The 19616-nt window shown below is 68.2% G+C and carries 22 protein-coding genes; 14 read left to right on the top strand and 8 right to left on the bottom strand.

Going from position 1 to position 19616, the window contains the following annotated elements; all coding sequences use genetic code 11:
* Window positions 1-100: 100 nt before the first annotated feature.
* From PIQ37_RS16705 to PIQ37_RS16685, 5 genes are all read right to left on the bottom strand, one after another.
* Entirely contained in the window at window positions 101-1882 is a 1782-nt protein-coding gene (locus tag PIQ37_RS16705; RefSeq protein WP_342074312.1) for a peptidoglycan-binding protein, read from the bottom strand.
* Between the two features lie 70 nt (window positions 1883-1952).
* Window positions 1953-2453, bottom strand: a complete 501-nt coding sequence (locus tag PIQ37_RS16700; RefSeq protein WP_407136830.1) for a hypothetical protein — start codon at window positions 2451-2453, stop codon at window positions 1953-1955.
* 376 nt (window positions 2454-2829) lie between these two features.
* Window positions 2830-3312 (bottom strand): hypothetical protein, encoded by a 483-nt coding sequence (locus PIQ37_RS16695; RefSeq protein WP_342074311.1) that lies wholly within the window; start codon window positions 3310-3312, stop codon window positions 2830-2832.
* A gap of 150 nt (window positions 3313-3462) precedes the next feature.
* Window positions 3463-4101 carry a hypothetical protein gene (locus tag PIQ37_RS16690; RefSeq protein WP_342074310.1) on the bottom strand — a complete coding sequence of 213 codons (639 nt, stop codon included), beginning with the start codon at window positions 4099-4101 and terminating at the stop codon, window positions 3463-3465.
* A 212-nt stretch (window positions 4102-4313) separates the two neighbouring features.
* Window positions 4314-5240 (bottom strand): phosphoribosylaminoimidazolesuccinocarboxamide synthase, encoded by a 927-nt coding sequence (locus PIQ37_RS16685; protein WP_191091472.1) that lies wholly within the window; start codon window positions 5238-5240, stop codon window positions 4314-4316.
* A 142-nt stretch (window positions 5241-5382) separates the two neighbouring features.
* Between PIQ37_RS16685 and PIQ37_RS16680 the strand changes: the two genes are divergently transcribed.
* The 7 genes from PIQ37_RS16680 to PIQ37_RS16650 all read left to right on the top strand — a co-directional run bounded on the left by PIQ37_RS16680 (window position 5383) and on the right by PIQ37_RS16650 (window position 11817).
* Window positions 5383-5715: a J domain-containing protein gene (locus PIQ37_RS16680; RefSeq protein ID WP_010341396.1), complete on the top strand. Its 333-nt coding sequence runs from the start codon at window positions 5383-5385 to the stop codon at window positions 5713-5715.
* A 9-nt stretch (window positions 5716-5724) separates the two neighbouring features.
* Window positions 5725-6393: a ribulose-phosphate 3-epimerase gene (gene rpe, locus PIQ37_RS16675; RefSeq protein WP_342074309.1), complete on the top strand. Its 669-nt coding sequence runs from the start codon at window positions 5725-5727 to the stop codon at window positions 6391-6393.
* A 1-nt stretch (window position 6394) separates the two neighbouring features.
* The gene (locus tag PIQ37_RS16670; protein WP_017910180.1) at window positions 6395-6877 is read left to right on the top strand and encodes a GNAT family N-acetyltransferase; all 483 of its coding nucleotides are present in this window, start codon (window positions 6395-6397) and stop codon (window positions 6875-6877) included.
* A gap of 217 nt (window positions 6878-7094) precedes the next feature.
* Window positions 7095-8027: a lipid kinase YegS gene (gene yegS / locus PIQ37_RS16665; protein WP_342074308.1), complete on the top strand. Its 933-nt coding sequence runs from the start codon at window positions 7095-7097 to the stop codon at window positions 8025-8027.
* Between the two features lie 452 nt (window positions 8028-8479).
* On the top strand, window positions 8480-9955 hold the full coding sequence (gene trpE / locus PIQ37_RS16660; protein WP_026144605.1) for an anthranilate synthase component I: 1476 nt from the start codon (window positions 8480-8482) through the stop codon (window positions 9953-9955).
* Complete coding sequence (locus tag PIQ37_RS16655) at window positions 9952-11022, top strand: threonine aldolase family protein (protein ID WP_342074307.1); 1071 nt, start codon at window positions 9952-9954, stop codon at window positions 11020-11022. Before trpE ends, PIQ37_RS16655 begins: the two co-directional genes overlap by 4 nt.
* A 27-nt stretch (window positions 11023-11049) precedes the next feature.
* Window positions 11050-11817 carry an SIMPL domain-containing protein gene (locus tag PIQ37_RS16650; protein WP_342074328.1) on the top strand — a complete coding sequence of 256 codons (768 nt, stop codon included), beginning with the start codon at window positions 11050-11052 and terminating at the stop codon, window positions 11815-11817.
* A 95-nt stretch (window positions 11818-11912) separates the two neighbouring features.
* Here the strand turns inward: PIQ37_RS16650 and PIQ37_RS16645 are convergent, their stop codons facing one another.
* Genes PIQ37_RS16645 through PIQ37_RS16635 form a run of 3 tightly spaced genes read right to left on the bottom strand, consistent with a single transcriptional unit; the run spans window position 11913 to window position 13693 of the window.
* On the bottom strand, window positions 11913-12695 hold the full coding sequence (locus tag PIQ37_RS16645; protein WP_342074306.1) for an alpha/beta fold hydrolase: 783 nt from the start codon (window positions 12693-12695) through the stop codon (window positions 11913-11915).
* A gap of 21 nt (window positions 12696-12716) precedes the next feature.
* Complete coding sequence (locus PIQ37_RS16640) at window positions 12717-13040, bottom strand: YciI family protein (protein WP_342074305.1); 324 nt, start codon at window positions 13038-13040, stop codon at window positions 12717-12719.
* A gap of 26 nt (window positions 13041-13066) precedes the next feature.
* Window positions 13067-13693 (bottom strand): FMN-dependent NADH-azoreductase, encoded by a 627-nt coding sequence (locus PIQ37_RS16635; protein ID WP_342074304.1) that lies wholly within the window; start codon window positions 13691-13693, stop codon window positions 13067-13069.
* A 135-nt stretch (window positions 13694-13828) separates the two neighbouring features.
* On the opposite strand from PIQ37_RS16635, the gene PIQ37_RS16630 reads away from it, so the two are divergent.
* From PIQ37_RS16630 to PIQ37_RS16600, 7 genes are all read left to right on the top strand, one after another.
* Window positions 13829-14734, top strand: coding sequence for a LysR substrate-binding domain-containing protein (locus PIQ37_RS16630; protein WP_342074303.1), 906 nt, complete (start codon window positions 13829-13831; stop codon window positions 14732-14734).
* A gap of 174 nt (window positions 14735-14908) precedes the next feature.
* Window positions 14909-15040, top strand: a complete 132-nt coding sequence (locus PIQ37_RS16625; RefSeq protein WP_342074302.1) for a hypothetical protein — start codon at window positions 14909-14911, stop codon at window positions 15038-15040.
* Between the two features lie 384 nt (window positions 15041-15424).
* Entirely contained in the window at window positions 15425-16006 is a 582-nt protein-coding gene (locus tag PIQ37_RS16620; RefSeq protein WP_342074301.1) for an anthranilate synthase component II, read from the top strand.
* A 49-nt stretch (window positions 16007-16055) separates the two neighbouring features.
* Window positions 16056-16694: a flavin reductase family protein gene (locus tag PIQ37_RS16615; RefSeq protein ID WP_342074300.1), complete on the top strand. Its 639-nt coding sequence runs from the start codon at window positions 16056-16058 to the stop codon at window positions 16692-16694.
* 51 nt (window positions 16695-16745) lie between these two features.
* The gene (gene trpD / locus PIQ37_RS16610; RefSeq protein ID WP_342074299.1) at window positions 16746-17804 is read left to right on the top strand and encodes an anthranilate phosphoribosyltransferase; all 1059 of its coding nucleotides are present in this window, start codon (window positions 16746-16748) and stop codon (window positions 17802-17804) included.
* Window positions 17805-17984: 180 nt separating this feature from the next.
* On the top strand, window positions 17985-18782 hold the full coding sequence (trpC, locus tag PIQ37_RS16605) for an indole-3-glycerol phosphate synthase TrpC (RefSeq protein WP_295921943.1): 798 nt from the start codon (window positions 17985-17987) through the stop codon (window positions 18780-18782).
* The gene (locus PIQ37_RS16600) at window positions 18779-19516 is read left to right on the top strand and encodes a haloacid dehalogenase-like hydrolase (RefSeq protein ID WP_342074298.1); all 738 of its coding nucleotides are present in this window, start codon (window positions 18779-18781) and stop codon (window positions 19514-19516) included. Before trpC ends, PIQ37_RS16600 begins: the two co-directional genes overlap by 4 nt.
* The last annotated feature ends 100 nt before the right edge of the window (window positions 19517-19616 follow it).

The following is a 19616-nucleotide window of genomic DNA, read 5'->3' as shown; positions in this document are numbered from 1 at the left end:
CGTCAGCCAGCACGTGACCAATCGCCGCAAGCAAGCGGTGGCGTCGTCGAGCAGGGGCGATCGCGCTGTCGGCACGATCGCCCCGCCACGGCTTGGCGACTCAGGCGCGCGCCATGCTCTTGTTCGACTCCTGCTGCTGCTCCCGCTGCACCGACTCCTGCTGCTGCGCGGACTGGCGAGCCAGTTGCGCGCTGGTCTGCTCCAGCGGTGGTGCTGGCTGCTGCAGATCCACCACCGCACGGAAGCCCGGCGTGGTCCCGGCGACGAAGGCCGTTTCACCACGCATGCTGACTTCCTTCAGCTTTTCCGGGTGGTCGATCCCGGCCTGCTTGGCCTGCAGCGTCAGGTTGGCCACCGCCTCGTTCGACAGCTTGGCGTGTTGCGGATCGGCCTGCTTGGCGGCGCGATCGGCCTCCGTGCGCATCTTGTCGTACAGCGGCGTATCCGGATGCCCCGGCTCGCCGAGTTGCGGACCTTTCGTCGGCTTGGCCTGCGCCTGCTCGGCGGCCGCCAGCCCGGCCCGGGTGTCGCGGCCGACGATGCCGTCCTGGGTGAGGCCGCGCTGTTTCTGCAGGGCCGTCACCGCTTCGTGGGTGTTGTCGCCGAAGCGCCCGTCCTCGGCCAGCGGGCGACCTTGCGCGTCGCGGATGCCGAGGCGGTTGAGGTGCTGCTGCAACTCGCGCACCTCTTGACCGTGGTCGCCCTGGCGCAGCGTGCCGTTGCCATGCTGTGCCTGATCGCGGCCATGAGCGTCGACCTGCTGGCCGCGGTTCCACCACGTCTCCGGGCTGACGGCTTTCCCGTTCGCATCGTGCATCTGGTAATGCACGTGCTGCGCGTACTGGTTCGCCCCATTCGGGCCGCGTCCGCCCATGGTGCCGATCGGATCCCCGGCGCGCACGGTATCGCCTTCTTTCACCGAGCGTGAGTCCAGATGCAGGATTTCGTGCGAGTTGCCTTGCGCGTCACGGATCTTCACCGTGCCGTACTGGCCGCCGGAGAAGGTCACCGTTCCGGAGATCGGCGCGTGCACCGTCGGGTGCTGCCGGTTGATGCCGGTCTGGCCGCCTTCGTAGTTGAAGTCGGTGCCCCCGTGCGGGCCACGGGCACGCTGTTCGCCATAGTGCCCGGTGATGTGCGGATCGACCTTGCCCTGGCTCGGCAGCATGCGCTCCATCGTCTGCTGGAAGTTGCTGTGGGACGCCCCGACGTTGGCGGTCGCCGGCCGATGGCCCTGCGTGGGTGCAGCCACAGGCTCACCCAGCCGTCCCGCTGCCAGGTTCTGCATCAACTCGGGTGTCAGCGTTCGTTGCCAGTGTTCGAAACGCCTCTCGCGATCCGCCAGGCCGTTCGGTGGGTTGGCGCCGTTGATGGTGGCACCCGCGTTTTGGACGCTGTTGCGCTGCTCCTCGGGAACTTTCTGCTGCCAGTACCAAGTGGCGATGCGCGAGGCGTTCTCGGGCTGAGATGCCAGTTCTGGCCGATTGACCAAGTCCAGCCCCAACGCCTCGCCAGCCGCGCGGTACTGCGCCTTGCCGGTCAATTGCATGTAGCCACGGCCGTGATAGAGATAACCGTCTCCCGGCTGATCGTTGCCAAGATCCCGGCGATTGCCGTACATGAGTTCGCCGAGCCGTTCCGGCCGTCCCCTGAGTGCCTCGATACGCGCGCTTTCCAGTGCCTCCGGACCTTCGCGCAAAGCAGAACGCACATTGGCGGAGATCTGCCCGATTCCCTTCGTGTAATTGAAGCTTTCCTCAAGCCTGGAAAGTCCGCCGGATTCATGGCCCACCTGCGCCATGAAATTCGCCAGTTCCCTGGGCTGGGTGATGCCGGCCGCGTAGGCGGCGCGCAGCATCTGGTTCTCTCTGTCTGTTGCCATGGTGTAGCTCCTCATTTCTCAGCAACGTGATGGACGGACCATCCTTGTCCGCGGAAACCATTACTTCCCTTTAATTCTTGTCTGGTGCGCCCTCTTCCAGTGGGGCGACCTTGGGTAGCTTGGCGGGGTCGAAATCCGCGAATGCCACCTGCCCGAAATCTTTGGCCGTCAGTTCCAATTGCTTGTGTTGTTCGGATTGCGTATCGGTGAGTTCGCGTACCACCTTGTCCAGCAGCCAGGTTTTGCTGTCAGGCGCATAGCGGAAAGTGAAGTCGTCAGCCCAGCGCTCGCGCGAGCCGCCCGAGATGGAGATGGTGAATTGCCCTTTCTCGATCCGCGAAAACGCATAAGGATCGCCGGCCATGCCGCCGCAGTTCGCGCATGGGACGATATGCGCATTCTCCGCGGCGTTGTGCAGCTCTCCACGTTCATCCTGGGTCAGCAGGATCACTGTTCTTGGTGCGCCCTGACCTAACTTCTCGCCAGCGGACGATGGAGGGGAAACGACCAGTAATGCATCTGACCGACCGGTGCCGGTGAGGTCGCCCCGGAGCGTGTCCACGGCTTCCATGCCAGCAGGAACGAAGGATGCGACATTTTGCACAGGAGCACTCCCTTGCTGGTTGGCGGTGGCGTTCTGCCCCTGGCTTTGTTGACTAGGGGAGGGAGACTGCTGCGGGGTGTCTCGCATGTCGGCAGGCTTGCCATCCGCGGGTGCACCTCCGCAGGCTGCCAATGCCAGGGCGAGGAGAGGCGAAGACAATTTCAGGAAATGCACGCGAATTCCTCTTTTAGGTTCGATTTCCACCCAGTGAGGCGGGCATATACGTACTGCTCCGCACTTTCTGGGCGCGAGTGTTGGATAGACGGCGGACGCTTGTGGCGCGATAGGTGGGACGGCGCTGCGCTGGCGAAGAAGCATCCATGCGGGTCTCCCGGGGCCGCGACTACAACGCCTGATCGTCGACCTTCACCAGCGTCCAGCAAGGCTTCTGCTCGAACTGGTAGACCTGCTGGTCGCCGGTATCGGGGGTGCGCACCATGACCTGCCGGCCCCCGGCGTTCTGCGTTACCACGACCTCGCGCCCGCCCTTGCGAGCGGCCTCCAGATTAGGGATCACCGGCCATTCGACCTCGGCCAACGGCACGTTGCGGGTCACCGGTGCTGGCTCCGGCTGCGCGTCCGGGTCGATATGGATCATCGTCAATGGGTTCGCGGTGGCCTTTTCCTGGACCGCGATGTCGGCGCTGAAGCGCTTGAGGAAGGTGTCGAAATCGGCATCCTGGCAACGCGGGGCGTCTGCGGCGGGCGCGGCCTGCGCGGGGGCGGCTGTCGCCGCGGCGACCGTGGAGTCAGCAGTTTGCGCCTTGCACGCGACCAGGGCCGCGGCCAATGCCAGAGACGTCAGAATGGGGCGTGCGATAGCCAACGGATCCTCCTGATCGGGTCGGGCGGGCAATCGCCCTTCGGGCGGGTGATTTTAGTTCACCAGGATCATCGTGTCGTGAAGCCGAAGCGGGACATTGTCGGGGTTCTGCCGGCAGCCAGCGTCAGGGCTGTCAGCAGCGTGGCGAAAGGATCACAGTCCGTTCGAGAACACATCCAGCTTCCGCGGTTCGATCCATCCTTGCGCACAATCGCCTTCGGGACGCGCATTGCCTGCAATGGTGCAGTGTTTTCCCTGTTTGCGCTGTGTCACGAAGTCGATTGGGCGCTCGCCATACTGATTGCAAATGGGCTTGCCGTTGCATGCGCCGACGCCGGCGGGAGGGATGGCGGCCACGTAGTAGTAGGCTGCCTGTTGACCCGCATGCGCGGTCGCCAGAATGCAGACGAACTGTCCATCTGAAAGCTTGGCGGTGACCTGCACCTTGCTGCCGGTGACGGGTAAGGCATCCAGAAGTGTCGCGTCGCGTTCGGCCACGCCTGCGAAGTTTCCGTCTGCGCCACAGCGTGGAGACACGTCGACGTCGTAGAAATCGCCAGCGTCCATGTTGCCCGCTACGCAGCCTTTACCCTTGGCCGCATTCTCACAACGAAGGTGCAAGGACTCGGCCAGTGCTGCAACGCCGTCATCCTGGTGGGCCGTCTGTGATGTGGTGGACGCGCGAACGGGGGTGGCCTCGTCCGAAGATGCAGTGCGAGCGGAAGCGTTAGCGGCGGGGCTCGCAGTTGTCGACGCGTCGGTCTGCCTAGGGCTGCAGGCTGCCAGCGCCATGAAAAGCACCAGGGATGCAAAAAGCGGGGGCGAACTAGCCAACGGATCCTCCTGATCAAGTCGCACGCGCGAGCGCTCGCGCGGGTGCCGGAGTCTAGCCGGCCAGGATTCTCAGGGTCGTGAAGCGGCGGGCATGGCGGTGGGTGCCCGCAAGGTGGCCGCCGTCCGCGACCACCCGTGACGCGCCGGGCATCCGGCGCGCGGGCGCACACTCAGTCGACCGAAATCCCCGCCAGCCGCTGCAGCGCCTCGGCGTACTTGGCGCGGGTACGGTCGATCACCTCCTGCGGCAGGCGCGGGCCGGGCGCGGTCTTGCCCCAGTCCAGCGTCTCCAGGTAGTCGCGCACGAACTGCTTGTCGTAGCTCGGCGGGCTGGTCCCGACCTCGTACTGGTCGGCTGGCCAGTAGCGCGAGGAGTCCGGGGTCAGCATCTCGTCCATGATGTACAGGCGCCCGTCGGCGTCGGTGCCGAACTCGAACTTGGTGTCGGCCAGCAGGATGCCGCGCTCGGCGGCGAAGTCGGCGGCGAAACGGTAGATGCGCAGGGTGGCGTCGCGCACGCGCTCGGCCAGTTCGGCGCCCACGGTCTTGACCATGGCGTCGAAGTCGATGTTCTCGTCGTGGTCGCCGACGGCGGCCTTGGTCGACGGGGTGAAGATCGGTTCGGCCAGCTTCTCGGCCTGGCGCAGGCCGTCGGGCAGTTCGATGCCGCTGACCTTGCCGGTGCGCTGGTAGTCCTTCCAGCCGCTGCCGATCAGGTAGCCGCGGGCGATGGCCTCCACCGGCACCGGCTTGAGCTTGCGGGTCACCACCGCGCGCTTGGCGTACAGGGCCTTGTCCACGCCCTCGGGCAGCACCGCGGCCACGTCGATGCCGGTGAGGTGGTTGGGCATCAGGTGCTCGGTCTTCTTGAACCAGAAGTTGGAGACCTGGCACAGCATCTCGCCCTTGCCCGGGATCGGGTCGGGCAGCACCACGTCGAAGGCGGAGAGGCGGTCGGTGGCGACCATCAGCAGGTAGTCGCCGGGCGGCGCATCGGCCGGCAGGCGCTCGCGGGGAATATCGAACACGTCGCGGACTTTGCCGCGGTGGCGCAAGGGCAGGCCGGGCAGATCGGATTGCAACAGCGTGGTGGACACAGGCACTCCTACGGACTTCGCAATGGCGACCGTCCCGGGACCCGGCGGGCCCGCGGCGGACGGCGGGCCGCGTAGTGTACGGCCGGAATGCCCCGCTGTGCCGTAAAATGGCCGGCCCTGACGCCGCGCCCGCCCTTGCCCCATGCCCTGGTACGGAAAACTGCTCGGCGCCATCGCCGGGGCCCTGCTGCTGCGGCCCACGCCGGTGCTGGGCGCGTTGATCGGGCTGCTGATCGGGCATGCCTTCGACGCCGACTGGTTCAAGCTGTCCCAGCGCGAGGATCCCTACCGGGAACTGGGCCTGACCCGCGACGCCACCGACGCCGAGATCGAACTGGCCTATCGCCGGCTGATGTCCCAGTACCACCCCGACAAGGTCGCCAGCGCCAGCCCCGAGCTGCGCGCCCGCGCCGAGAAGAAGGCCAGCCAGCTCAACACGGCCTACGACCGTATCCGCACCCTGCGCAAGCGCTGAGATCCCGCCATGTCCGACTGCATCATCTCCCCGTCCATCCTGTCCGCCGATTTCGCCCGCCTCGGCGAGGAAGTGGATGCCGTGCTGCGCGCCGGCGCCGACTGGATCCACTTCGACGTGATGGACAACCATTACGTGCCGAACCTGACCATCGGCCCGATGGTCTGCCAGGCGCTGCGCAAGCACGGCGTCACCGCGCCGATCGACGTGCACCTGATGGTCGAGCCGGTGGACCGGCTGATCCCCGATTTCGCCGAGGCCGGCGCCAGCATCATCAGCTTCCATCCCGAGGCCAGCCGCCACGTGCACCGCAGCATCCAGCTGATCAAGTCGCACGGCTGCAAGGCCGGCCTGGTGCTCAACCCGGCCACCCCGTTGGACATCCTCGACTGGGTGCTGGACGACCTGGACCTGGTCCTGGTGATGTCGGTCAACCCGGGCTTCGGCGGCCAGGCCTTCATTCCCTCGGCGCTGGACAAGCTGCGCGCGATCCGCGCCCGCATCGACGCCAGCGGCAAGCCGATCCGGCTGGAGATCGATGGCGGGGTCAAGCCGGACAACATCGCCGCGATCGCCGCCGCTGGCGCCGACACCTTCGTCGCCGGCTCGGCCATCTTCAATGCGCCGGACTACGCCGAGGTGATCACGCAGATGCGCGCCGCGGTGGCGGGGCGCTGAGATGGCGGCGCTGCACATCCGCCCGGCAGTGGCCGACGACGCGGCGCTGATCCTGCGCCTGATCCGCGACCTGGCCCGCTACGAGCGCGCCGAGGACGCGGTGCAGACCGACGAGGCCGGCCTGCGCGCCAGCCTGTTCGGCGCCGACGCCCGCGCCCAGGCGCTGATCTGCGAGGCCGACGGCCAGCCGATCGGCTACGCGGTGTACTTCTACAACTACTCTACCTGGCTCGGCCGCAACGGCCTGTACCTGGAAGACCTGTACGTGGACCCGGCGCACCGCGGCGTGGGCGCCGGCAAGGCGTTGCTGCAGCACCTGGCGCGGCAGGCGGTGGCCGAGGGCTGCGGCCGCTTCGAATGGTCGGTGCTGGACTGGAACCAGCCGGCCATCGACTTCTACGAAGCGGTCGGCGCCCGCGCGCAGGACGAGTGGACCGTGTACCGGCTGCAGGGCGAGGCGCTGGCCCGGTTCGCGGCCGGCTGAGCGGCGGCGGGCGTCCAAATAAAAGAACCGCACCGTCGCCGGTGCGGCCCCTGGGAGAGAAATCGGAGGCTGATCCTGCCTCCATCCGTCTTCCTTGCTATGGCCTTCCATGTTCCGGATCCTCGGTGACGTGCGTATGACAGCGCACGCGCCTTGGATTCACGCATCGCGCATGCCGCGCCCGTTAGCGTGGGCGCCTCACCCCGGGATGGTTCGCATGGCTGCAGCGCATTGGCGTCTGATCCTCAACGGCAAGTCGGCCGGCGACGAGGCGTTGCGCGAGGCGGTCATGGCCATGCGTACGCGCGGCGTGGCGCTGCAGGTGCGGGTCACCTGGGAGCAGGGCGATGCCGAGCGCTACGTGGCCGAAGCGGTGGCCGACGGTGCTGCGTGCATCGTCGCCGCCGGCGGCGACGGCACCCTCAGCGAGGTCGCCACGGCGCTGGCGCATCGCCAGGAAACGGGCGACGCGCTGCCGGCCCTGGGACTGGTGGCGCTGGGCACGGCCAACGATTTCGCCACGGCCACTGGTATCCCGCTGCCACCGCTGGAGGCACTGGAGCTGATCGCCCGCACGCTGGCGCTGCCGATCGACCTGCTGCGCATCGAGGCCGAGCACGGCCCGCACTGGTGCGCCAACGTCGCCAGCGGCGGCTTCGGCACCCAGGTCACGGTGGAGACCGATGAAGGCCTGAAGAAGATGCTCGGCGGGCTGGCCTACCTGGTCACCGGCATGAGCCGGCTGGGTCGGATCGATCCGATCCGGGCGCGCTTCGAAGGGCCGGAGTTTTCCTGGGAGGGCGATTTCATCGCGCTCGGCCTGGGCAACGGCCGCCAGGCCGGCGGTGGCCAGGTGCTGTGCCCGGAGGCGCTGCTCGACGACGGCCTGCTCGACCTGACCCTGGTGCCGGAGTTGACCGGCGAGGTCGCCGCGACCCTGGGCACCCTGGTCACGTCCGGCAAGCAGGCCGCGCTGGAGCGGGTGGCGGTGCGCGCGCGCCTGCCGTGGCTGCGGATCGAGGCGGCGCAGCCGCTGACCCTGAACCTGGACGGCGAGCCGGAAACCTCGCGCCACTTCCGCATCGACTGCGTGCCCGGGCGCCTGCGCATGCACCTGCCGCCTGAGTCGCCGTTGCTGCGGGCGCGCTGATGCCAGCAGGCTCGCAGCGCCCGCCATCCATCTGCGCTCGTGTTGCTGTCGCGTTGCCCTCGTAGGAGCGACTTTAGCCGCGACCGGCATTCCCGGTAATGCCCGTCGCGGCTAAAGCCGCTCCTACGACAGGCGGTGTGGCGATGCTCGATTCGATCGTGGACGCGCATGCGATGACAGAGCGCCCACCTTGGACTCCGCACACCGCACCAAGGCAAGTGGACCCCCTGTGGGAGGGACTTCAGTCCCGACGCGACACCCTCGCCGACCGCTTCCGCACCGCGATCGATTGGTCGCGCCTGCAACCGTTGCCAGTCGCCGCAGTTGCGGTAAAGTAGCCGCCGTGTCCAGCCTGACGACCCCGCTTTCCTTCACTTCCGCTCGCCGTGCGTGGCGATGGTGGCCTGCAGCCGTCGTCCGCCCTGTCACCGAGTCCCGGAAGGAAAGCCGTCTTGATTACCCGCGAGCAGTTCCAGCGCTACGCCGCTGAAGGTCACACCCGCATCCCCGTCGTCCGCGAAGTGCTGTCCGACCTGGACACACCGCTGTCGGTCTATCTCAAGCTCGCCGACGCCCCGCACACCTATCTGTTCGAATCGGTCGAAGGCGGCGAACGCTTCGGGCGCTACTCGATCATCGGCCTGCCGGTGCGCCGCGTGTACACCTTCCGTGGGCACACCCTGGAGGTGCGCGACCATGGCGAGCTGATCGAGCGTCGCGAGGTCGCCGATCCCTTCGCCGAGGTCGAGGCGCTGCGCGCCCAGCACGTGGTGCCCAAGCTGGCGGGCGTGCCCGGCTTCACCGGCGGCCTGGTCGGCTGGTTCGGCTTCGAATGCATCGGCTACATCGAGCCGCGCCTGGCCGGTGCCGTCGCCCGCGACGAACTGGACACGCCTGACATCCTGCTGATGCTGTCCGAGGAAGTGGCGGTCTTCGACAACCTCAAGGGCCGCCTGTACCTGATCGTGCATGCCGACCCAGCCGAAGCCGATGCCTGGGAGCGTGCGCAGGCGCGCTTGGATGCGCTCACCACCACGCTGCGCCAGCCCGGCGCCGGCTACCCCGCGCCGCTGGCGCGCGATGTGCTGGACGAGAGCGACTTCGTCTCCGGTTTCACTCGCGAGGGCTTCATCGCCGCGGTGGAGAAATCCAAGGACTACATCCGCGCCGGCGATATCTTCCAGGTGGTGCTGAGCCAGCGCCTGAGCGTGCCGTTCACCGCGCGCCCGGTGGACGTGTACCGCGCGCTGCGCGCGCTGAATCCGTCGCCGTACATGTATTTCCTCGACGTCGGCGACACCCAGGTGGTCGGTTCCTCGCCGGAGATCCTGGTGCGGTTGGAGAACGGCCAGGTCACCGTGCGCCCGATCGCCGGCACCCGTCCGCGTGGCAAGACCCCCGAAGAGGACCAGGCGCTGGAGGCGGAACTGCTCGCCGATCCGAAGGAGCGCGCCGAACACCTGATGCTGATCGACCTCGGCCGCAACGATGCGGGCCGGGTCTCGCAGGCCGGCAGCGTCGCGGTCGGCGAGCGCTTCGTGATCGAGCGCTACAGCCACGTCATGCACATCGTCAGCGAAGTCACTGGCACCCTGTTGCCCGGCCTCAGCTACGCCGACGTGCTGCGCGCCACCTTCCCTGCCGGCACCGTCAGCGGCGCGCCGAAGATCCGCGCGCTGGAAGTGATCCGCGAGCTGGAGCCGATCAAGCGCAACGTCTATGCCGGCAGCATCGGCTACCTCGGCTGGCACGGCGACGCCGATACCGCCATCGCCATCCGCACCGCCGTGATCAAGCACGGCCGCCTGCACGTGCAGGCCGGTGCCGGCATCGTCTACGACTCCGATCCGCAGACCGAATGGGACGAGACGATGAACAAGGGCCGCGCGCTGTTCCGTGCGGTCGCCGAAGCGGCGAAGGGGCTGTGAGCGCCGCCGCGCCGCGGATTGGCTTCCGCAACGACTACAGCGAAGGTGCGCATCCGCGCCTGCTTGCCGCGCTGGCTGCGGCCAGCGCCGAGCAGAACGCCGGCTATGGCCTGGACCGGCACAGCGCGCGCGCTGCGCAGCTGATCCGTGCCGAGATCGGCTGCGCCGACGCCGACGTGCACCTGCTGGTCGGCGGCACCCAGACCAACCTCACCGCCATCGCCGCGTTCCTGCGCCCGCACCAGGCGGCGATCGCCGCCGCCTGCGGCCACATCGCCACCCACGAGACCGGCGCGATCGAGGCCACCGGACACAAGGTGCTCACCGTGGAGGCGGCCGACGGCCGGCTCACGCCGGAGCGGATCGCGCCGCTGCTGGTCGAGCACGGCAACGAGCACCTGGTGCAGCCACGGTTGGTCTACGTGTCCAACACCACCGAGGTCGGCACGATTTACCGCAGGCACGAACTGCAGGCCTTGCGCGCGTTCTGCGACGCGCATGGGCTGCTGCTGTTCCTGGACGGCGCGCGCATCGGCAGCGCGCTCACCGCCGCGGGCAACGACCTGACGCTGGCCGATGTCGCCGCGCTCACCGATGTGTTCTATATCGGCGGCACCAAGAACGGCGCGCTGCTCGGCGAGGCGTTGGTGATCCTCAACCAGGGGTTGAAAGCGGATTTCCGCTATCTGCTCAAGCAGCGCGGCGCGCTGCTGGCCAAGGGCATGGTGCTGGGCACGCAGTTCGCCGCGCTGTTCGATGACGGGCTGTTCTACGAGCTCGCCGCGCACGCCAACCGCATGGCCGCGCGGCTGCGCGAGGGACTGGCCGCGGCCGGCGCGGAGTTCGCCTCGGACTCGCCAACCAACCAGTTGTTCGTGATCCTGCCTGCCGCCGCGGTCGAGACCCTGGCGCAGCGCTACGACTTCGAGCGCTGGCAGGTGCTGAGCGATGGCCGCTGGGTGATCCGCTTCGTGACCTCGTGGGCGACGCAGGACGCGGCGGTCGATACGTTGATCGCGGATTTCGCTGCGTTGATCCAGCCAGGCGCGCAGCGTGCGGCCAGCTGACATTCCGCCAAGGAGAGGAAGATGAACATTCGTACGCTTGTCGCCTGGGCCTTTGCCGCGGTGCTGGCCTTGCCGGCCGTCGCCAGCGCGCAGGTCAACAGCCTGCCGTCGCAGCCGCATTTGTTGGTGAAGGGCGAGGCGCAGCGCGAGGTGGTGCCGGACAGGTTCTCGCTACGCATCAACCTGCGCGCCATGGATATGCAGCCCGACCTTGCTCGCAAGCGAATCCAGGCATCGGCGGAGCAGATTCTTTCAGCACTGAAAAGAAACCGTGCTTTGCAGGACAGCATCATGGCCTCCTCTTTGCAGATCCAACCCTCGTATCGCTTCTCGCCGCAAGGGGGAACTCAGGAGTTCGAGGGTACCGAGGTCAAGCGCAGCATTGGTGCAACGTTCCGATCGCTCGACGATGCGCGCCAGTTCCTCAGCGGATTCAAGACCAGCCGTGAGGTCGAATTGTCTGGAATCCAGACTTCCTACAGCAAGGAGGACGAGATACGTATGCAGCTCAAGCGGGAAGCGGCCGAGCAGACCCGTGTTTCGGCAGACGGGCTTGCCAAGGCTTATGGCGTGCGTATCCAGGGGCTCTACACCATCTCCGATGTCGCGCCTAGCTTTTCCTATGGTATCCAGGCAGGCACCTGGCCAGCCGCGCGCAACGCCCGCGCTGGCTTCGTCTCCTCTCCAGAGCCGCCGGCGCCAGCTAGCGACGTCGGCGCGATCGTCGAATCCCTCGAAGCCGGCACCCTCACCCTTTCCGAAAACGTCTATGCGGTCTTCCTGATCGCGCAATGAGTCCTTCGCCATGCGGTGTGCGGCGGACACCGACGCAGTGCGCAGGCTGATCCGTCCGGCGCGCGCGAGATGGCACCCAGGCATGAGCCCACCACTCACCGCGCCACTTCGCGCACCGCGCGGTCGATGAAATCGGCGACCACCTGCGGGTGCGACACCAGCGACAGGTGGCTCGACGCCAGATGCTGGACCTGGGCACCGATGTCGTGCGCCAGCTGCCGCTGCACCGTCGGCGGCAACGCGTGATCCTTGTCGGTGACCAGATACCAGCTGGGCTTGCTGCGCCATGCCGCATGCGACACCCTGTCGGCGAAGGCGCGTGCGGCGATGGGCTGCTGCGTGGCGGCGAGCACACGCACCTTGTCCATCGGCACATCGCCCGCCATGACGGTTCGAAAGGCGGCCGGCGCGTCGAGCCACAGCCATCCGTCCGCATCCGGCGTCAGGCCGTCCATGGGCGCGTGCAGCCGAGTCAGCAGGTCGGCGACCGATTCGTTGCTGTCGGGCACGAGGGCGGACAGATAGACCAGGCCGCGGACGTTGTCGGCATTGCCGGCTTCGGTGATGACCGCGCCTGCCCAGGAGTGCCCGACGAGCAGAACAGGGCCGCGCTGCCGCGCCAGCACGCGGCGAGTTGCGGCGACGTCGTCGGCCAGCGAGGTCAGCGAGTTCTGCACGGCCGTCACGTGGTAGCCCTTGCGCTGCAGTCGCCGTACGACCTCCGCCCAGCTCGATCCGTCGACGAATGCGCCGTGCACCAGCACGATGTTCGGCACGGCACCGCGGAGCGTCGCGGCCCGGCTTGATCGCGGAAACGCACCGGCAGCGAGCACGCCGGCGACCGCAAGGCCCGCAAGAAGCTTGGTGGGGAACGCCATGGGAATTCCTTTGCCGTGTGCTCAGGCGGGCTGGGCGCTGACCACGGCGGCGGCGCTTGCCCAGCGTGCCGCCAGTGCGTCGGCGCGGATCGACGGCTCGAAACCTTGTACCGACACCGTGACCAGCCCATGGGTCACGAACGGATCCTCCGCCATCATGGCGTCGAGTTCGACGCGGCTCGTGCATGACGCCAGCACGATCCCGCCGGATTTGTCCGCATTCGGTCCCGCCGCCAGGATGCGGCCTGCCTGGATATGGTTCGCCAGCCATCGGCGGTGGGCATCGAGATGCGCCTGGATGTGCTCGGGTGGGCGGAGGTAGGACAACGCGACGATGTAGATCATCTGGATTCCTCGGAAAGTGCGGGTGATCAGTGCAGGGCGATCTGGCGCGCAACGTCGGCCGCGGCGCTGCGGGCGGCGGACATGGCCTGCGTGGCCAGCACATCGCCCTTCGAAAGGGGTTCGGCGCGAACGACATGCACATCGGTGATGCCCATGAAGCCCAGCGTGGCCTTGAGATACGGCTCCTGGAAGTCCAGTGGCGCGAGGGGGCCGCTCGTGTAGACGCCGCCGCGCGTGGTCACGATCACCACGCGTTTGCCAGTGGCCAGTCCTATCGGGCCGTCGGGCGTGTAGCGGAAGGTCCGGCCGGGCTGCACGATCCGGTCGATCCACGCCTTCAACTGTGTGGCGACCGAGAAGTTGTACATCGGTGCGCCGACGACCACGACGTCGCTGGCCAGGAATTCGGTGACCAGCGCTTCGGATCGCGCGTGCTCGGCGGCCACGCTTGCCGTGTCCGCCGGTGCGGTCAAGGGACGAAATCCGGCCGCGATGGGGCCGTCCAGATGCGGAATCGCCTCCGCGACGAGGTCGCGGTAGCGGATCTGCGCCGCTGGCGCGTGCGCCAGCAGCTCTGCGACAACCAATGCCGTCAGCGCTCGGGACGCCGCCGCATCGCCGAGGATGCTCGAATCGAGGTGGAGGATGTGCATGGTGCTCTGTCCGCTGTTGGGTGAGTGGAGCTGCGCGTGGGTCGCGCCGGCTCGGCGATGCGGAGGATGGCCGCCCGGTCGCTGGGCGTCCAAGACGGAATATGGGAAAGTTGAGACCCAAAAGGACACACCCCCATGCTCGACCTGCGCCAGCTTCGCTACTTCGTTGCGGTGGCCGAAACCGAGAACGTCGGTCGTGCGGCCGAGCAGTTGTACATCTCGCAGTCGCCGCTGAGCCGGCAGATCAAGCAACTGGAGGAGCAGTTGGGCGTGCTGTTGTTCGAGCGCAGCAAGCAGCGCATCCGGCTCACCCAGGAGGGCCGCGATCTGCTCGGTGAAGTGCGGACGCTGATCGCCAACGCCAATCGGGTCGAGACCTTCGCGCGGCGCCTCGGTGCGGGCAGCGCCGGGCGCCTGGCGATCGGCTACGTGGAGGGCGCGATGTATGCGAACGTGGTCAGCCCGAGCGTGCGCGCGTTCCGGATCGCCAGCCCGTCGGTGCTGCTGTCGCTGCAGGGATTGGGTACCGCGTTGCAGTTCGATTACCTGCGCCGGCACATGCTCGACGTGGGGCTCGCCTACCGGATGCCGGAACGCGATACCGGCCTGAGCAGCGCACTGGTGCTGGATGAGCCGTTGACGCTGGCGATCCCGAAGGGGCATCCGTTGTGTCGCTCGCGCAGCATCACCCCGGCGCAGCTCGACGGGCAGACCTGGATCGCGGTGACGCGCCAGCCGGTGGATACGATTCGCCCGGCATTGCTCGCCGCCTGCCAGGATGCCGGTTTCACGCCGGACATCGCCTACGAGACCTCCGATCCACTGGCCTCGCTGTATCTGGTGAGTGCCGGCCTCGGTGTGGCGCTGGTCCAGTCCGCGTTGAAGGAGCGCGCGCCGGCCGGCATCGTGTTCCGCGATCTGCCTTGGCTGAGACTGCGGGTGAAGCTGTATCTGGTCTGGCGCAGCGACGATGCGCGTCCGATCGTCGCCACCTTCCGCGAGGCGGTCGCCACCTTTGCCGGGCACGCGCTCGACGCTTGAGCGCAGCGCCTGACGCGGCGGAAGCCCGACCGGTCCGCAATGCTGCGCCGAGCGCGGTAAGGTGCCGTGGGCGCGCCGTCTTCGCCGTCGCCGGCGCGGTGAAACAGCGGGGTTTACCAGGTCCGCCGCCCGCGGCGACACGACCGGCGTGGCGCGCAATCGACACTGTCGAACATGGGCATTACACTCGGGACCGGCCTGTCGCCGCTGCCTGCAGCGGTGGCCGGACCCTCCATCGATCAAGTGGCCGAGTGCATGACCCGCAACATCCCGTCCAACCTGGTGCATTGGTGGCGCTTCTCCTAGAAGCGGCGCACCCCTGCGGTCCATGACTGCACGATCGCCGCCCTGACCGGTGGCGGCTTCCCTCGGCTCCCGGCATGGCGGCTCCCAACGAAGGAGAGTTGTCTTGTCCCCCCACCAGATCCACGCCTCCCATGCCTGCCGCGCGTCACGGCGCCTGCCCGGTTTCCCGCGTCTGCGGAGCCGGCGCCTCCCTCCACGGATCGGTGGCATCCATGCGTGAGGACCGAACCGCTCCTGGTGCTGTCGTTGCGGGTGCTGCGCGGCAACGATGGCGGGCGCGAACGATGCTGCGGTTGCGCCGCACCCAGCCATCGCGCGTCAATGCTGCACGCGGATCGGCTTTCTCTCTCCAAGACATGCAATGAAAATCAATGGGTTAAGTCGATGACCGTCTTGATGCTGGATAACTACGACAGCTTTACCTACAACCTCGTGCAGTACCTGCAGTCGCTCGGCGCCGAGGTCAAGGTGGTGCGCAACGACGCGCTCAGCGTGGACGAGATCGAGCGCCTGGCGCCCGAGCGCATCGTCATCTCGCCGGGGCCGTGCACGCCGAACGAGGCGGGGGTGTCGCTGCAGCTGATCGAGCGGCTGGGCCAGCGCACGCCGATCCTGGGCGTGTGCCTTGGCCACCAGAGCATCGGCCAGGTCTACGGCGGGCAGGTGGTGCGTGCCGGCACCATCATGCACGGCAAGACTTCGCGCATCCGCCACGAAGGCCGCGGTGTGTTCGCCGGCCTGCCGGACCGCTACGAGGCCACCCGCTACCACTCGCTGGTGGTGGAGAAGACCACGCTGCCCGACTGCCTGGAAGTGACGGCCTGGACCGAACACGACGACGGCACGGTGGAGGAGATCATGGGCCTGCGCCATCGCCAGTTCCCGGTCGAGGGCGTGCAGTTCCACCCCGAGTCCATCCTCACCGAGCATGGCCATGCCTTGCTGAAGAACTTCCTGGAGCGCTGAGCGGGCCGCGCCGGCGCCGCCCGCTTTCCGCCACTGCCGGACCCTGCCGATGCACGAGCGCACAGACGCCTTCCATTTCTACGAACCGGCCAACGGCCACGGCTTGCCGCACGATCCGTTCAACGCCATCGTCGGGCCGCGGCCGATCGGCTGGATCGGCTCGCGCGGCGCCGACGGCATCGCCAACCTGGCGCCCTACAGCTTCTTCAACGCCTTCAACTACGTGCCGCCGATTGTCGGTTTCGCCAGCATTGGCTGGAAGGACAGCGTGCGTAACATCGAGGCCACGGGCGAGTTCACCTGGAACCTGGCCACGCGGCCGCTGGCCGAGGCGATGAACGCCAGTTCCGCCGCGGTGGCGCCGGAGGTGGACGAGTTCGCGCTGGCCGGCCTGACTGCCGCGCCGTCGCGCCTGATCGCGGCGCCGCGGGTGGCCGCCAGCCCGGTCAGCTTCGAATGCCGGCTCAGCCAGTTGCTGCCGCTGCAGAGCGCACGCGGCGAGCCGATCCAGACCTGGCTGGTGCTGGGCGAGGTGGTCGGCGTGCATATCGCCGAACACGCGCTGCAGGAAGGGATCTACGACCCGGCCGCGGTCGCCACCCTGCTGCGCGCCGGCGGCCCGGCCGATTACTTCGAGGTGCTGGCGCAAGGGCGCCTGCGCATGTCGCGGCCGACGCAGGCGCGCTGAGCGCATCCGGCGCGGCGCCTCACATCTTCAGCTACGAGCAGACCCCTTCCCATGACCATCACCCCCCAGCAAGCCCTGCAACGCACCATCGAGCACCGCGAGATCTTCCACGACGAGATGGTCGGGCTGATGCGGCAGATCATGCGCGGTGAGGTGTCGCCGATGATGACCGCGGCCATCCTCACCGGGCTGCGGGTCAAGAAGGAAACGGTGGGCGAGATCGCTGGCGCGGCGGTGGTGATGCGCGAGTTCTCGCGTACCGTGCCGGTCGCCGACCGCACCCACATGGTCGACATCGTCGGCACCGGCGGCGACGGCTCGCACACCTTCAACATCTCCACCTGCGCGATGTTCGTGGCCGCGGCCGCCGGCGCCAAGGTCGCCAAGCACGGCAACCGCAGCGTCTCCTCCAAGTCAGGCAGCGCCGATGCGCTGGAGGCGCTGGGCGCGGCGATCGAACTGCAGCCCGAGCAGGTGGCGCAGGCGCTGGAGTCCACCGGCATCGGCTTCATGTACGCGCCGGTGCATCACCCGGCGATGAAGGTGGTGGCGCCGGTACGGCGCGAGATGGGCGTGCGCACCATCTTCAACATCCTCGGCCCGCTGACCAATCCGGCCGGCGCGCCGAACATCCTGATGGGCGTGTTCCACCCCGACCTGGTCGGCATTCAGGCGCGCGTGCTGCAGGAACTCGGCGCCGAACGTGCGCTGGTGGTGTGGGGCCGCGACGACATGGACGAGCTCTCGCTCGGCGCCGGCACCCTGATCGGCGAACTGCGCGATGGCCAGGTCCGCGAGTACGAGGTGCACCCGGAGGATTTCGGCATCGCCATGTCGGCCAGCCGCAACCTCAAGGTCGCCGACGCCGCCGAATCGATGGTGATGCTGCGCGCCGTGCTCGACAACGTGCCCGGCCCGGCGCTGGACATCGTCGCCTTCAACGCCGGCGCGGCGCTGTACGTGGCCGGCCTGGCCGAGGACATCGGTGCCGGCATCGCCCTGGCGCGCGCGGCCATTGCCGATGGGCGTGCGCGGGCGAAGCTGGAGGCGTATGTGGCCTGTACGCAGGGCCTGGTCGGGGCCCGGGACCCGGGACCCGGGACCCGGTAAGCGCAGGGCGTCGCCTATCTGCGGCCCCTCGTCTCGACTCGGGCATGTCGTCGGTTGCACTACTTGCATGGCGGCCCAGGCTGTTGCGGGTCCCGGGTCCCGGGTCCCGGGTCCCGGGTCCCGATCCCTTCTTTACCCCACATCGCCGATAATCCGGCCATCCCCCAGGATTCCCACCGCATGAGCAGCGACATTCTCCGCACCATCCTCGCGCGCAAGGCCGACGAGATCGCCGCGCGCAGCGCGCGCGTGCCGCTGGCCGAGCTGGTCGCCCGCGCCGAGGCCATGCCGCCCACCCGCGGCTTCGCCCGCGCGCTGCAGGCCGCCATCGCCAACGGCGACCCGGCGGTGATCGCCGAGGTCAAGAAGGCCAGCCCGTCCAAGGGCGTGATCCGCCCGGACTTCCATCCCGCCGACATTGCGGTCAGCTACGAATTCGGCGGTGCCGCCTGCCTGTCGGTGCTGACCGACGAGGACTTCTTCCAGGGCCACGACCGCTACCTGCAGCAGGCGCGCGACGCCTGCACGCTGCCGGTGCTGCGCAAGGATTTCACCATCGATCCGTACCAGGTGTACGAGGCGCGCACGCTCGGCGCCGACTGCATCCTGCTGATCGTGGCCGCGCTGGACGACCTGCAACTGGCCGAGCTGTCGTCGCTGGCCCTGCAGCTGGGCATGGACGTGCTGGTGGAAGTGCACGACATCGACGAACTGGAGCGCGCGCTGCAGGTGCCGGCGCCGCTGATCGGCATCAACAACCGCAACCTGCGCACCTTCGAGGTGTCGCTGCAGACCACCTTGTCGATGCAGGACGCGGTGCCGCGCGACCGCCTGCTGGTCACCGAAAGCGGCATCCTCGGCCCGGACGACGTGGCGCTGATGCGCGGCGCCGGTGTGCACGCGTTCCTGGTCGGCGAGGCGTTCATGCGCGCCGAGGAGCCGGGCGAGGCGCTGCGCCAGCTGTTCTTCGCGGCATGAGCGGGCAGGACGCCAGTCCGTATCCGCTGCCGCGCGCCGATGCGCCGCTGGTGGTGTTCGATTTCGACCACACCCTGTACGACGGTGATTCCGGCAGCCACCTGTTCGCCTGGCTGATCAAGCGCAATCCACTGCGCCTGACCGCCGCGGTGCTGGCCACCCCGTTGCTGGGGCCGCTGGTGGCGATGCTGCCGACCCGGCGCACCGGCATTTCCGGCTACGTCTGGATCGCCAGCTTCGGCCTGCGTCGCGCGCGCGAGTTCAACCGCATCATCGACCAGTACGTGCTGCAGCATCAGGCGCAGATCCGCCAGCGGCTGCTGCCGCAGGCGCTGGACGTGTTCGCCCGGCACCGCGCCGCCGGCGATCGCGTGGTGGTCGCCACCGGCGCGCCGCCGGAACTGGCGCGCGCCATCCTCGGCTTCGTCGCGCACCAGGACGTGCCGGTGGTCGGCAGCCTGATCGGCCCACGCCTGGGCGCGGTCACCGCCACGCGTCACTGCCACAACGAGGAAAAGATGCGCATGCTGCGCGAACTGGGCTATGGCGAGATCGCCATGGCCTATTCCGACAGCACCGCCGATCTGCCGCTGCTGCAGGCCGCGGCCGCGCCGGTGGTGGTCAATCCCAAGCACGGCGCGGTGGCGGTGTTCCGCCGGCTGCTGCCGTCTAGCACGCCGATCCTCAACTGGGGTTGCCGCGACCGCGCCGGCGACGCCGCCGGCTCCCAGTAGCTAGGCCACGCCGCCGCGTGCGCTGCGTCGCATCCGGCGCCGCGGCGCCGGGAACCGCGCAGCGTCATTGCCGTTCGCGCGGGTGCGGCTGTACCGCCTG

This window comes from Xanthomonas protegens (assembly GCF_038442435.1).
Classification (GTDB): Bacteria; Pseudomonadota; Gammaproteobacteria; order Xanthomonadales; family Xanthomonadaceae; genus Xanthomonas_A; species Xanthomonas_A sontii.
The sequence above is the reverse complement of the archived record's forward strand: the minus strand, read 5'-3'. Positions and strand labels throughout refer to the sequence as shown.